Raw genomic sequence first — 13,405 nt, 5'->3', positions numbered from 1 at the left:
AAAGTGGTTCCATCGATACTGCACAAGTGGCACTGACAATGATACCAAATTTCGCATATGATGAATCAAGTTTCATGCTTAGTAGAAAAAATGTTAAGTTAGCTGTAGAGAAAGCAGCGTTTGAAATCAGCTTCGTCGTTCCCATTCATGTAAAGCTCGCCGAGTGGCCCCAAGCCGCCGGAGAAATCAAGGTTCGCGAGAACCCAATGGATCGCAAAACAGCCACACTGACACAAGAACATCATGCCCAGCCCACTCGTCCTCGTCCCCGCCTGCATCAACCAGATCGGCGCCCATGCCTACCACACCGCGCAACTGAAGTACGTGGACGCGGTGGCCAGCGGCGCGCACTGCATGCCGCTGATCGTGCCGGCGTTGGGCGCGGCGACCGACCTGGAGGCGCTGCTCGACATCGCCGACGGCGTCATGTTGACCGGCTCGCCGTCCAACGTCCACGCCGGCCTGTATGGCCAGGACGTGCTCGACCCCAGTCTGCCGCAGGACGCCGCGCGCGACGCCACCACCTTGCCGCTGATCCGCGCCGCGCTCAAGCGCGGCCTGCCCTTGCTGGCGATCTGCCGTGGCTTCCAGGAGGTGAACGTGGCGCTGGGCGGCACGCTGCACCAGGCGGTGCACACGGTGGCCGGCATGCACGACCACCGCGAAAACAAACATCACACATTGGAGCAGCAGTACGCCGCGTCGCACCGCGTGCTGCTGCAAGCGGACGGCGCGCTGTCGCGCATCCTCGGCGGCGCCGGCGAGATCATGGTCAATTCGCTGCACGGCCAGGGCATCGCGCAACTGGCGCCCGGCCTGGCGGTCGAGGCGCGCGCCGACGACGGCCTGGTGGAAGCCTACCGCGTCGCCGATGCCGCCGGCTTCACGCTGGCCGTGCAGTGGCACCCGGAGTGGCAACTGGCGCAGAACCCGGACTCAATCAAGTTGTTTCTCGCATTCGGCCAAGCGTGCCGGAATTATCAAAGCAAATCAGGGAGAGGCGCATGAAGACCTACGAGCAGTGGGCGCGGCGGGTTCCTTAGTGCCGCTGTCCAGATAGAACAGAAGTGAGAAGCGCATCGCCTCCGGCGGCGCGCCAGAATAAGACAAACGAGAGAAATGCATGGCTATCCGCGAAAATTTTACCTACACCGATATGGACCTGTGGCTCAACGAGAAGCGCGTCACCGAAATTGAATGCCTGGTGCCCGACTTGACCGGCGTCGCACGCGGCAAAATTCTACCGCGCGGCAAATTCACCCAGGAGCGCGGCATGCGCATTCCCGAGGCGGTGTTGGGCATGACCGTGACCGGCAACTACCCGACCGAGGACGGCGGCTACGACCGCGCCATTTCCAGCACCGACCGCGACATGATCCTCAAGGCCGACCCGACCACCATCACCATGGTGCCCTGGGCCACCGACCCGACCGCGCAGGTGATCCACGACTGCTACTTCTCCGACGGCCGCCTGGTCGACTTCGCCCCCCGTTCGGTGCTGCGCCGCGTGCTCAAGCTGTATGCCGACAAAGGCTGGAAGCCGGTGGTCGCGCCCGAGCTGGAGTTCTACCTGACCGCCAAGAACAGCGACCCCGATCTGCCTTTGAAACCACCTATCGGCCGCAGCGGCCGCGCCGAAACCAGCCGCCAGGTCTACAGCATCGACGCCGTCAACGAGTTCGATCCGCTGTTCGAGGACATCTACGACTACTGCGACCTGATGAACCTCGACGTCGACACGCTGATCCACGAGATCGGCGCCGGCCAGATGGAGATCAACTTCCTGCACGGCGATCCGCTGGGCCTGGCCGACAAGGTGTTCTTCTTCAAGCGCACCCTGCGCGAAGCGGCGCTCAAGCACGATATGTACGCCACCTTCATGGCCAAGCCGATGGCCGGCGAACCGGGTTCGGCGATGCATGTGCACCAGAGCGTGGTCGACGCCAAGACGGGTCTGAACATCTTCAGCGCGCCGGACGGTTCGGCCGCGCCCATCTTCAAGCACTACATCGGCGGCCTGCAACGCTACATGCCGTCGGCGATGGCGATCGTCGCGCCGTATGTGAACTCCTACCGTCGCATCGTGCGCCACACCGCCGCGCCGATCAATATCCAGTGGGGCATCGACAACCGCACCGTCGGCTTCCGCATCCCCGAGTCGGGCGTGCAGGACCGCCGCATCGAGAACCGCATCATCGGCGCCGACGCCAATCCCTATCTTGCCCTGGCGGTGACGCTGGCCTGCGGCTACCTCGGCATGGTCGAGGCGCTGGAACCGACCCCGATCACCGAAGGCAGCGCCTATGACCTCAAGTTCGAACTGCCGCAAGGCCTGCCGGAAGCGTTGCAGGCGCTGCGCGCCGAGGACAAGCTGCGCAGCATCCTGGGCGAACGTTTCATCGACGTCTACTCGGCGATCAAGGATCTGGAGCACCAGGAGTTCATGACCGTCATCAGCCCGTGGGAACGCGAGCACTTGCTGCTGCACGTGTAAGGCCGGGGCGCCTTCCGGAATGCCGTTCAGTTACGCTACCCCACAGGCGCAAACCTGGGGTCAGACCCACGAGGGTCTGACCCCGGCCCTCTGTCTTTGGGGGGGCGCCGCCAGCGCCTTGACTAAACGGGATGACACCACTTACCGATTGATTTTTTGAGCTAGGAATCATCATGTCTTCAAACCCATTGGCGCCCAGCGCCGCCTTGGTCGCGTCGGTCAAAAGCGCCGCCGCCCGTCCCGAGCTGTTCGACACGGCCGCGATCCAGCAGATGGACAGCGCCCACTACATGCATCCCTTCACCGACAGCAAGGCGCTGGGCGAGCAGGGCGCCCGCGTGATGGTGCGCGGCGACGGCATCTACGTCTGGGATTCGCAGGGCAAGAAGGTGCTCGACGGGATGTCCGGCCTGTGGTGCGTCAACGTCGGCTACGGCCGCACCAGCATCTCCGAGGCGGTCTACCGCCAGATGGAGACCCTGCCCTTCTACAACAGCTTCTTCAACACCACCAACCTGCCGGCGGTGCAACTGGCCACCAAGCTGTGCGAGATTTCGCCGTCGCAGTTCAAGCACGTGTTCTTCACGGGCTCCGGCTCGGAGGGCAACGACACCAATCTGCGCATGGTGCGCCGCTACTGGGACCTGCTCGGCCACAAGGAGCGCCACACCGTCATCAGCCGCCACAACGCCTACCATGGCAGCACCGTGGCCGGCGCCTCGCTGGGCGGCATGAGCGGCATGCACGAGCAGGGTGGCCTGCCGATTCCCGGCATCGTCCACATCGGCCAACCTAATTATCTGGAGTCCGGTCGCGGCATGAGCGAAGAGGAGTTCGGCCTCAAGGCGGCCTCCTGGCTGGAAGATAAGATCCTTGAATTGGGGCCGGACAAAGTGGCCGCCTTCATCGGCGAGCCGGTGCAGGGCGCCGGCGGCGTCATCATCCCGCCGGCCAGCTACTGGCCGGAGATCCAGCGCATCTGCGACAGGTACGGCGTGCTGTTGATCGCCGACGAAGTCATCTGCGGCTTCGGCCGCCTGGGCAAATGGTTCGCCTCCGAGCTGTTCGGCATCAAGCCGGACCTGATCACTTTCGCCAAGGGCGTCACCTCCGGCTATGTGCCGTTGGGCGGCGTGCTGGTGGGTGACCGCGTGGCCGATGTGCTGATCGAAAAAGGCGGCGACTTCAATCACGGCTTCACCTATTCCGGCCATCCGGTGGCTTGCGCCGCCGCGCTGGAGAACATCCGCATCATCGAAGAAGAGAAACTGGTCGAACGCATCGCCGACGACACCGGCCCTTACTTGAAGCAGCGCTTCGCCACACTGGCCGATCATCCGCTGGTCGGTTTCGCCGACAGCTGCGGTTTCGTCGCCGGCCTCAATCTGGTGCGTGTTAAGGCCGCCGTGGTGCACGACAATGTCGAATTCGATCCGGCGCTGGCGGTCGGCATGGTCTGTCGCGGCTACATGTTCAACAACGGCATGATCATGCGCGCCGTCGGCGACCGCATGATCATCGCGCCGCCGCTGGTGATGACGCGCGCTCAGATCGACGAGATGGTCGCGCTGATCCGCCACTGCCTCGACCTCACCCATGCGGACGTGCGGGAACGCGGCTGGCTGTAGGCTTTCGAATATTTTCCGCCCGTCGAATTATGGGTTTAGTATGGCTTTTGAAGCGTGGTGTACATGGATGTTGGAGACAATCCGGGCGCGCGTTTCAAGACAAATTGCAGATCGCGTTGGAGGGTGAACTCAGGTAAGCACAGGTAAGCACAGGTATGAATCTTGCTGGTTGGTAGAAGTAATGTCGAATAAAAGAAATCGCACAATTTAGATGCACTTACTCACACAGTATCGATAGGGAGAAACAAGAATGATGATGCCGAATCCAACGTCGAAGCATATGCCGCAAGCGCGCTCGCAATTCAAGCGACACTGCCGCAACGCCATCACCCGCAGCATAAGCACCATCCTCGCCGCCACCGCAGCCGCCGCACTCCTCTCCGCCCCCGCCCGCGCCCAAGAAGAAAAAGTCCTCAACATCTACAACTGGTCGGACTACATCGCCGAAGACACCATCAAGAACTTCGAGAAGGAAACCGGCATCAAGGTCCGCTACGATCTGTTCGACAGCAACGAGGTACTGCACGCCAAACTGGCCGCCGGAAAAACCGGCTACGACATCGTGGTCCCTTCTTCCAACTGGGCGCGTTTGCAGATCGACGGCGGCCTGCTGCGTGAACTCGACAAGAGTAAGATCCCCAACCTGGCCAACCTGGACCCGCAATTGCAAGCGCTGATCGCCGCCAAGCTCGACCCGGGCAACAAACACCTGGTGATCTGGCTGTGGGGCTTCACCACCCTGGGCATCAACGTCGACAAGGTCAAGGCCACGCTGGGCGGCATGCCGATGCCGGACAACGCCTGGGACCTGCTGTTCGATCCGAAGTATTCGTCCAAGCTGAAGTCCTGCGGCATCTCGGTGCTCGACTCGCCGTCCGAGATCATGCCGGCGGCGCTGCTCTACCTCGGCAAACCGGCCTACTCGAAAAACGCCTCCGACTACCAGGACGCCGGCCGCCTGCTGCAATCGGTGCGCTCCAACATCACCCTGTTCAGCTCCTCCGGCTACATCAACGACCTGGCCAACGGTTCGCTGTGCCTGTCGCTGGGCTGGTCGGGCGATATCAACATCGCCCGTCAACGCGCCATCGACGCCAAGAACGGTAACAAGATCGAGGCGCTGGTGCCGAAGACCAGCGCCACCCTGCTGTTCGACACCATGGCCATTCCGACCGACGCGCCGCACCCGAACAACGCCCACCTGTGGATCAACTACATCACCCGTCCCGAGGTGCACGCCGGCCTGACCAACAAGGTCTTCTACGCCAATCCGAATGCCGCCGCGCTCAAGTTCGTGCGCAAGGACCTGGCCGAGAACAAGACGATCTACCTCAGTGACGAAGACAAGAAACGCATGACCGTGCCCGAGCCGTACAGCTCCGACATCCGCCGCGTCATGACCCGCGTCTACACCAAGTTCAAAACCGGACTGTAAGCGTTCGATCTCCCGTCCGGCATGGCGCCGGGCGGGGCCGCCGCATGTGTTTTTGCGTTCTCTTTACTTTTTTACTGTGCCATCATGACGACAGCTACTACCGCAGTTCCAAACACCGCACCGGCCAGCGAAGCCGGCCAGCCCTTTCTGCTGATCCGCAACCTGGTCAAGTCCTTCGACGGCGTGCGCGCCGTGGACGACATCTCCGTCACCATCAACAAGGGTGAAATATTCGCTCTGCTGGGCAGCTCCGGCTGCGGCAAGTCGACCTTGCTGCGCATGCTGGCCGGCTTCGAAACGCCGACCGAGGGCCAGATCACCTTGGCCGGCAAGGACATCGTCAACGTGCCGCCCTACCAGCGGCCGATCAATATGATGTTCCAGTCCTACGCGCTGTTCCCGCATCTTTCGGTGTGGGACAACATCGCCTTCGGTCTGCGCCGCGACGGCTTGCCGGCCGACGAGGTGGCGGTGCGCGTGACGCAGATGCTGGCCCTGGTCCAGCTGGGCGCCTACGGCAAGCGCAAGCCGCACCAGCTGTCCGGCGGGCAGCAGCAGCGTGTGGCGCTGGCGCGCAGTCTCGCCAAGCGCCCCAAGCTGCTGCTGCTCGACGAGCCGCTCGGCGCGCTCGACAAGAAGCTGCGCGAGCGCACCCAGATGGAGCTGGTGAACATCATCGAGCAGGTTGGCGTGACCTGCGTGATGGTCACCCACGACCAGGACGAGGCGATGAGCATGGCCACCCGCATCGCGGTGATGAGCGAGGGCCGCATCCTGCAGGTCGGCGCGCCGGGCGAGATCTACGAGACGCCCAACTGCCGCTTCGTCGCCGATTTCATCGGCAGCGTCAACCTGTTCAAGGGCCACGTCAAGATCGACGAGCCCGACCACGTCATCATCGAGTCGCCCGAGGGCCGCCACTACGTCAACCACGGCATCACCGGCACCATGGGGATGGCGGTGGCGGTGGCGGTGCGGCCGGAAAAAATCTGCATCCAGCTGGAGGAACCGACCCTGGAGCAGCGCGCCAGCGCCGCCGAGCAGGGCTTCAACTGCGCCTCCGGCCGGATCACCGCGATGGCCTACTTCGGCAACGAGACCAGCTACCACGTCACGCTCGACAGTGGCATGGTGCTGCGTGTCTCGCGCACCAACGCCGCGCGCCACCAGAGTTCGCGCCTGAGCCGCGACCAGCGCGTCTTCGCCTGGTGGGACGGCGCCGACATCGTGGTCCTGACCAGCTGAGTGCCGCCATGAAAAAATCATCCATCATGGATTTCCTCAAGCTGCGTTGGATCACCGGCCGCCGGCTGGTGATCGCCGTGCCTTTTGTCTGGCTGAGCTGTGCCTTCCTGGTGCCCTTCTTGATCGTCATGCGCATCAGCTTCACCGAGGCGGACGCCGGCGGCAACCCCTTCGGCACCTTGATGACCCTGGTCGACGGCGTCATCACCTTCAAGGTCAAGATCTCCAACTACCTGTTCATCTTGCAGGACGACTTGTACGTGCTGACCTACCTCAGCTCGATCAAGTACGCCGCCATCACCACCGTGCTGTGCCTGACCATCGGCTACCCCTTCGCCTACTTCATGGCGCGGGCGCGGCCGACCATCCGCCCGGTGCTGATGATGATGGTGATGCTGCCGTTCTGGACCTCCTTCCTGCTGCGCATCTACGCCTGGAAGGGCATCCTGGCCAACAACGGCCTGCTCAACCACCTGCTGATCAGCGTCGGCGTCATCGGCGAACCGCTGCACATGATGAACACCCCGTTCTCGCTGGTGATCGGCATGACCTACGCCTATCTGCCCTTCATGATCCTGCCGCTGTACGCCAACCTGGTGAAGATGGACGTGCGCTTCCTCGAAGCCGCCGCCGACCTGGGCGCCACGCCGCTGCAAACCTTCTGGCGCATCACCGTGCCGTTGTCGAAGTCCGGCATCATCGCCGGCTCGATGCTGGTGTTCATTCCGGCGGTGGGCGAATACGTGATTCCGGAACTGCTGGGCGGGCCGGAGACGTTGATGATCGGCCACGTGCTGTGGGACGAGTTCTTCACCAATAACGACTGGCCGATGGCCTCCTCGGTGACGGTGGTGGTGATCCTGTTGATCCTGGTGCCGATGGCGATCTTCAACAAGTACAAGGCGGAACAGGAGGCACGCGCATGAACGGCAACTTCATCCAACGATGGTTCGGGCGCGGCTGGCTGTCGCTCGGCTATGTCTTCCTCTACTTGCCGATTTTGGTGCTGATCGTCTTCTCGTTCAACAGCTCGCGGCAGGACATGGTGTGGAGCGGCTTCTCGCTGCGCTGGTACGCGGAACTGATGAACGACACGGAGATCATCAGCGGCTTCGGCCTGTCTTTGAAAATCGCCGTGTTGACGGCCACCGCCTCGGTGGTGCTGGGCACCTTCGCCGCGTTCACGCTGAACCGCTACCAGCGCTTCTTCGGCCGCACGCTGTTTTCGGGCATGGTCAGCGCGCCGCTGGTGATGCCGGAGGTGATCATCGGCCTGTCGCTGCTGCTGATGCTGGTGTCGGTGCAAAAGGTGTTCGGTTTCCCCGAGCGCGGCATGCTGACCATCTGGCTCGGCCACACCTTGCTGGGCATGGCCTACGCGGCGGTGGTGGTGCAATCGCGTTTGCAGGAGATGAGCAAGTCGCTGGAAGAGGCGGCGATGGACCTGGGCTGCAAGCCGCACCAGGTGTTCTTCCTGGTGACGCTGCCGAATATCACGCAGGCGCTGGCCTCGGCCTGGCTGCTGACCTTCACCCTGTCGCTGGACGACGTGGTGCTGTCGGCCTTCCTGTCCGGCCCCGGTTCGTCAACGATGCCGATCGTGATCTTCTCGCGTGCCCGACTGGGTCTCGACCCGAGGGTCAACGCCGTCGCCGCGCTGACGATTTTGGCGGTGACCATCGCCGTGATCGCCTCCAGTGTGTGGATGGCGCGCGGCGAACGGCTGCGTCAGAAGCAGGTGCAGGCGGCGGCCAAGGCCGAGTAGCAAGCAGTTTTGATAAGCGGGGTCAGTGCTTCGTGCCGTCAAGTTAAGGCGCCGGCGGCTACAAAAACCACCCTAAGGCGGAGAGCCGGGGTCAGACCCGCTGGGTCTGACCCCAGATTGATGCCTCTGGGTTTGCTTAACTTAGCGGCACTGAGCCCGCTGCTGGGGGGGGCGGACCCTATTGAGATACACCGAGTAGCCGCATTCATCCATCAAGTATCAAGAACCAGGAAAAAGGGGATTAGTCATGCATTTGTTGAAGAAAATAGCCGTCGCCATTGCCATCGCCTACCCAGCAGTCGCCATGGCGCAGAGCACCAAGGAACTGAAGGCGGAGCTGGATGCCTTGAAGAGCCAGGTCAAACGCCTGGAAGCGATGATCGAGAAGGTCGGCGGCCAAGCCGTGTTGGCCAACACCCAGGCGCAGCAGGCCAACAGCAAGGCGGCCGAAGCCAACACGCAGGCGGTGGCCGCCGTCGCCAAGGCCGACAAGGCCGCCGAGAACGGCGTCGACGTGGCCGAGTTCAACCGCATCCGCATCAAGACCGAGGCGCTGGAGGACAACATCGAGGCCAGCGGCTTCAAGGGCGTGAAGATCTCCGGCTATGTCGACCCGACCTATATCTACAACCGCAACGCCAAGACCTCGAGCTTCGTTTTCTTCAACAACAACAGCTCGATCAACGGTTCCGGCGAGAGCTTCGGCTACGACAACACCTTCTTCGGCAGCGCCATGCTGAACTTCGAGAAGGAACTGGAGGGCGGCACGAAACTCAAGCTGTCGATGATGCCGAGTAAAGGCGCCGGCGCCGGCTACAACTTCGGCAGCCTGGTGCACGAGGCCACGGTGATGGTGCCGCTGGGCGACCTGAACACGCGCCTGATCGGCGGCCAGTGGGCCGACTGGACCGGCTATGAGTTGATCCCGTCGACCGGCAACAAGCTGATCACCCACAACCTGCTGTTCGACTTCTCCGCCGCGAACTTCTACACCGGCGCCGGAGTCGAACTGGTACGCGGCCAGTGGGACACCAAGATCATGCTGGGGAACCTGAACCGCGCGCGCATCGACACCGCCAAGCAGGAGACGCCGGGCCTGTTCTACCGCGTCGACTACGCCAAGGGCGAGTTCAACGGCTTCGGCTTCTCCGGCATCCATTCCGGTTTCGACGACAAGGCGCAGTTCGGCCGCACCGATCTGGTCGAGGTGGACGGCTACTTCACGCGGGGTGACTGGAACGTGCAGGGCCAACTGTCGTATGGCCGGCAGAAGGCGACACCGTCCAACGGTTTCAGCGGCGAGCGTTCGCACTGGTGGGGCTTGTCGACGCTGGCCTCGTACAAGGTCACGCCGCGCTTCGAGACCGTCGGCCGCTTCGACTACATCAACAACAAGAGCAACGGTGGCGGCGTGTTCGGCTCGACCTTCGGCGGCGTGTGCAAGGACGTCACCGGAGCCGACGCCAACTGTCCGGACGGCCGCAACGGCTTCGGTTCCGGCATGGTCTACGACGGCACGGCATGGGTGGTGGCCGATCCTTCGGTCGGCAGCAACCGCTACGCGCTGTCGCTGGGCGTGAACTACGCGTTGATGCCGGGCGTGAACCTCAAGGGCGAGTACCGCTACGACCGTTCGTCGGCCAATGTGTTCAAGACCTCGGACGAGCAATACCGTCGCGACAACCACGTGCTGGGCGTCTCGACCGTGGTCAGTTTTTAAGCTTAGTTTCAAGATTTCAGGAGGATGTGATGAGTACAAATTTATGGCATGAACGCGCCGCCGCGCAGAGCATCGACGGCCGCGCCTTTATCGGTGGTGAGCGGGTCTGGGCAAAATCGGAGCAGCGTTTCGACAATCTGTCGCCGATCGACGGCCGCAACCTCGGCGCGGTGGCGCGCTGCGACGGCGCCGACGTGGACGCGGCGGTGGCCGCCGCGCGCGCCGCCTTCGACGACGGGCGCTGGGCCGGTAAGTCGCCGGCGCAGCGCAAGCGCGTGCTGATCAAGTTCGCCGACCTGGTGCAGAAGTACGGCGCCGAACTGGCGTTGCTGGAGACGCTGGACATGGGCAAGCCGATCAAGTACAGCCAGAGCGTCGACGTGAACGGCACGGCCAACACGCTGCGCTGGTACGGCGAGGCGATCGACAAGATCTACGACGAGATCGCGCCGACCGCCGCCAACAGCCTGGCGCTGATCACCCGCGAGCCGGTCGGCGTGGTGGCGGCCATCGTGCCGTGGAACTATCCGATGCTGATGGCGGCGTGGAAGATCGCCCCGGCCCTGGCGGCCGGCAACAGCGTGGTGCTCAAGCCGTCGGAGAAGTCGCCGCTGACGGCGCTGCGGCTGGCCGACATCGCGCTGGAGGCGGGCATTCCGCCCGGCGTGTTCAACGTGCTGCCCGGCTTTGGCCATGAGGCCGGCGCCGCGCTGGCGCTGCATATGGACGTCGACTGCATCGGCTTCACCGGCTCGACCCGCACCGGCAAGCAGATCCTGCAAATGGCCGGCCAGTCCAACCTGAAGCGGGCCTGGACCGAGTTGGGCGGCAAGTCGGCCAACATCGTCTGCGCCGACTGCCCGGACCTGGATGCGGCGGTGGCCTCGGCCGTCGGCTCGATCTTTTTCAACCAGGGCGAGAGCTGCAACGCGCCGTCGCGGCTGTTCGTCGAAGAGTCGATCAAGGAGCGCTTCCTGGAGAAGGCGCTGGCCATGATGCCGGACTTCCAGCCCGGCGATCCGCTCGACGAGGCCAGCGTGATGGGCGCCATCGTCGATGCCACGCAACTGAAAATCGTGATGGGCTACATCGAAGCGGGCAAGAGCGGCGGCGCCAAACTGCTTGCCGGCGGCCGCCAGGCGCGCAGCGAGAGCGGCGGTTTCTATGTCGAGCCGACCCTGTTCGACCAGGTCGACAGCTCGATGACCATCGCGCGGGAAGAGATCTTCGGGCCGGTGCTGTCGGTGCTATCCTTCACCGACGTGCGCGAGGCGGTGCGGCAGGCCAACGCCACACCCTATGGCTTGCAGGCGGCGGTGTGGACCTCGAATATCAGCAAGGCGATCCAGACGGCGCGGGCGCTGCGGGCCGGCACGGTGCACGTCAACCAGTACGACGGCGACGACGTCACCGTGCCCTTCGGCGGCTACAAGCAGTCCGGCAACGGCCGCGACAAGTCGCTGCACGCCCTGGACAAGTACACCGAACTGAAGACGACCTGGATTCAGATCGGCTAGTCTGGATCGCGTATCCAAAGTAAAAGTGCCGGCAACACTCGCTGCACCCAAAGGCAAAGAGCCGGGGTCAGACCCGCCGGGTCTGACCCCGGATGTACGCCCTTGGGTTTGGTTGGAGTCAACGGCACAGTACCCTGGCAGAAAAACATGAGAAAAACTGACACGACAACCGCAGCCGATCACCCGTCCGAGTTGGCCGCGCGCGGCATCAAGTATGTCTTCGCGCAGTTCACCGACATTCACGGCGCGGCCAAGGGCAAGCTGATTCCGCTGGCCCATCTGGACGACATCGTCCATCCCGGCGCCGGCTTCTCCGGGCCGTCGATCTGGGGCACCGGCCTGCCGCGCAACGGGCCGCGCTCGGAGTACTACGGCCGCGCCGACCTGAGCACCTTGCAGCCCATGCCTTGGCTGCCGGGTTACGCCCGCGTGGTGCTGGACGGGCATGTCGCCGGCCAGCCTTTCGAGCTGTGTCCGCGCCAGGTGTTGCGGCGCCAGGTCGAGCGGTTGGCGGCGCATGGCTGGACCTTGAACGCAGGTCTGGAACCGGAGTTTTTCCTGCTGCGGAAGGGGCCGGACGGCTACGACGCGGAGGCGGCCGACAGCCTGGAGAAACCGTCCTACGACAGCAAGAGCCTGTTGCGCCAGCGCGGCTTTCTGGACAAGCTGACGACCGCGCTGGACGCCTGCGGCCTGGGCGTGTTCCAGATCGACCACGAGGATGCCAGCGGCCAGTTCGAGGTCAACTACCGCTACGCCGACGCGCTCAAGGCGGCCGACAACTTCATGCTCTTCAAGATGGCGGCGCAGCACATCGCCGAAGAAGAGGGCCTGCTGTTCTCGATGATGCCCAAGCCTTTCGCCGATCGTCCCGGCAGCGGCCTGCACTTCCACCTATCGCTGGCGGACGCCGACGGCAAGCCGGTCTTCGCGGCGGAAAATGATAGGCGTGGACTTGGTCTGTCCAAAAATGCGTATCATTTTTTGGCGGGGCTGCTGCTGCATGCGCCGGCCTTGACGGCATTGTGCGCGCCCACCGTCAATTCGTATAAACGATTGATGTGCGGCCGCTCGCTGTCCGGCACCAGCTGGGCGCCGGCCTTCATCGGCTACGGCGACAACAACCGCACCACGGTGGCGCGGGTGGTCTACCAGCGTGTCGAATGGCGGCTGCCGGACAGCGCGGCCAATCCCTACCTGGCGCTGGCCGGCGTGATCGCCGCCGGCCTGGACGGCATCGAGCACCAACTCGATCCGGGCGAGCCGGTCAACCACGACGTCTACGAGCTGTCCGACGCGGCGCGCGCCGAGCTGGGGTTGCACATCCTGCCGCAGAATTTGGGCGAGGCCGCCGCCGCCTTGAAGGCCGACGAGGTGCTGGGCGCCGCGCTGGGCAAGGCCTTGGTGGAGGAATTCGCCGCGCTGAAAAGCGCCGAGTGGCATGAGTACAGCCAGCACGTCAGCGCCTGGGAGACCAAGCGCTATCTGGATCGCTTCTAGTTTTCCGGCTGCGGGGCTGGCTGGACCCACAGGCGAAGAGCCAGGGTCAGACCCCGAGGGGTCTGACCCTAGCTTCTGCCGCTGGGGTTTGCCGGCGTCTC

General features: G+C 63.6%; 10 protein-coding genes. All 10 read left to right on the top strand.

Features of this window, described 5'->3' with window-relative positions:
- Positions 1-243: 243 nt before the first annotated feature.
- The 10 genes from H7U20_RS28015 to glnT all read left to right on the top strand — a co-directional run bounded on the left by H7U20_RS28015 (position 244) and on the right by glnT (position 13,304).
- Positions 244-1,008 carry a gamma-glutamyl-gamma-aminobutyrate hydrolase family protein gene (locus H7U20_RS28015; protein ID WP_199762416.1) on the top strand — a complete coding sequence of 255 codons (765 nt, stop codon included), beginning with the start codon at positions 244-246 and terminating at the stop codon, positions 1,006-1,008.
- Between the two features lie 115 nt (positions 1,009-1,123).
- Complete coding sequence (locus H7U20_RS28010) at positions 1,124-2,494, top strand: glutamine synthetase family protein (protein ID WP_199762415.1); 1,371 nt, start codon at positions 1,124-1,126, stop codon at positions 2,492-2,494.
- A gap of 173 nt (positions 2,495-2,667) precedes the next feature.
- Positions 2,668-4,122, top strand: a complete 1,455-nt coding sequence (locus H7U20_RS28005) for an aspartate aminotransferase family protein (protein WP_199762414.1) — start codon at positions 2,668-2,670, stop codon at positions 4,120-4,122.
- A 250-nt stretch (positions 4,123-4,372) separates the two neighbouring features.
- Positions 4,373-5,557 (top strand): polyamine ABC transporter substrate-binding protein, encoded by a 1,185-nt coding sequence (locus tag H7U20_RS28000; protein ID WP_233411145.1) that lies wholly within the window; start codon positions 4,373-4,375, stop codon positions 5,555-5,557.
- Between the two features lie 84 nt (positions 5,558-5,641).
- On the top strand, positions 5,642-6,802 hold the full coding sequence (locus H7U20_RS27995; protein WP_199762413.1) for an ABC transporter ATP-binding protein: 1,161 nt from the start codon (positions 5,642-5,644) through the stop codon (positions 6,800-6,802).
- Positions 6,803-6,810: 8 nt separating this feature from the next.
- Positions 6,811-7,728 (top strand): ABC transporter permease subunit, encoded by a 918-nt coding sequence (locus H7U20_RS27990; RefSeq protein ID WP_370593273.1) that lies wholly within the window; start codon positions 6,811-6,813, stop codon positions 7,726-7,728.
- Entirely contained in the window at positions 7,725-8,567 is an 843-nt protein-coding gene (locus tag H7U20_RS27985) for an ABC transporter permease (protein ID WP_199762412.1), read from the top strand. The genes H7U20_RS27990 and H7U20_RS27985 overlap by 4 nt, the downstream gene beginning before the upstream one ends.
- 247 nt (positions 8,568-8,814) lie before the next feature.
- A complete protein-coding gene (locus tag H7U20_RS27980) occupies positions 8,815-10,287 on the top strand; it encodes a DUF3138 family protein (RefSeq protein ID WP_199762411.1) in 1,473 nt (490 codons plus the stop codon).
- Between the two features lie 29 nt (positions 10,288-10,316).
- A complete protein-coding gene (locus H7U20_RS27975) occupies positions 10,317-11,804 on the top strand; it encodes an aldehyde dehydrogenase (protein WP_199762410.1) in 1,488 nt (495 codons plus the stop codon).
- A 147-nt stretch (positions 11,805-11,951) separates the two neighbouring features.
- On the top strand, positions 11,952-13,304 hold the full coding sequence (glnT, locus tag H7U20_RS27970; RefSeq protein WP_199762409.1) for a type III glutamate--ammonia ligase: 1,353 nt from the start codon (positions 11,952-11,954) through the stop codon (positions 13,302-13,304).
- Positions 13,305-13,405: the final 101 nt, after the last annotated feature.

The organism is Rugamonas violacea (genome assembly GCF_016461825.1).
GTDB lineage: Bacteria > Pseudomonadota > Gammaproteobacteria > Burkholderiales > Burkholderiaceae_D > Rugamonas.
This window is presented reverse-complemented; position numbering and strand designations above follow the sequence as displayed.

Bases quoted from the DNA above. Each gene is read 5' to 3' on its own strand.
- H7U20_RS28015 (WP_199762416.1), top strand. From the start codon at position 244: ATGCCCAGCCCACTCGTCCTCGTCCCCGCCTGCATCAACCAGATCGGC.
- H7U20_RS28010 (WP_199762415.1), top strand. From the start codon at position 1,124: ATGGCTATCCGCGAAAATTTTACCTACACCGATATGGACCTGTGGCTC.
- H7U20_RS28005 (WP_199762414.1), top strand. From the start codon at position 2,668: ATGTCTTCAAACCCATTGGCGCCCAGCGCCGCCTTGGTCGCGTCGGTC.
- H7U20_RS28000 (WP_233411145.1), top strand. From the start codon at position 4,373: ATGATGATGCCGAATCCAACGTCGAAGCATATGCCGCAAGCGCGCTCG.
- H7U20_RS27995 (WP_199762413.1), top strand. From the start codon at position 5,642: ATGACGACAGCTACTACCGCAGTTCCAAACACCGCACCGGCCAGCGAA.
- H7U20_RS27990 (WP_370593273.1), top strand. From the start codon at position 6,811: ATGAAAAAATCATCCATCATGGATTTCCTCAAGCTGCGTTGGATCACC.
- H7U20_RS27985 (WP_199762412.1), top strand. From the start codon at position 7,725: ATGAACGGCAACTTCATCCAACGATGGTTCGGGCGCGGCTGGCTGTCG.
- H7U20_RS27980 (WP_199762411.1), top strand. From the start codon at position 8,815: ATGCATTTGTTGAAGAAAATAGCCGTCGCCATTGCCATCGCCTACCCA.
- H7U20_RS27975 (WP_199762410.1), top strand. From the start codon at position 10,317: ATGAGTACAAATTTATGGCATGAACGCGCCGCCGCGCAGAGCATCGAC.
- glnT (WP_199762409.1), top strand. From the start codon at position 11,952: ATGAGAAAAACTGACACGACAACCGCAGCCGATCACCCGTCCGAGTTG.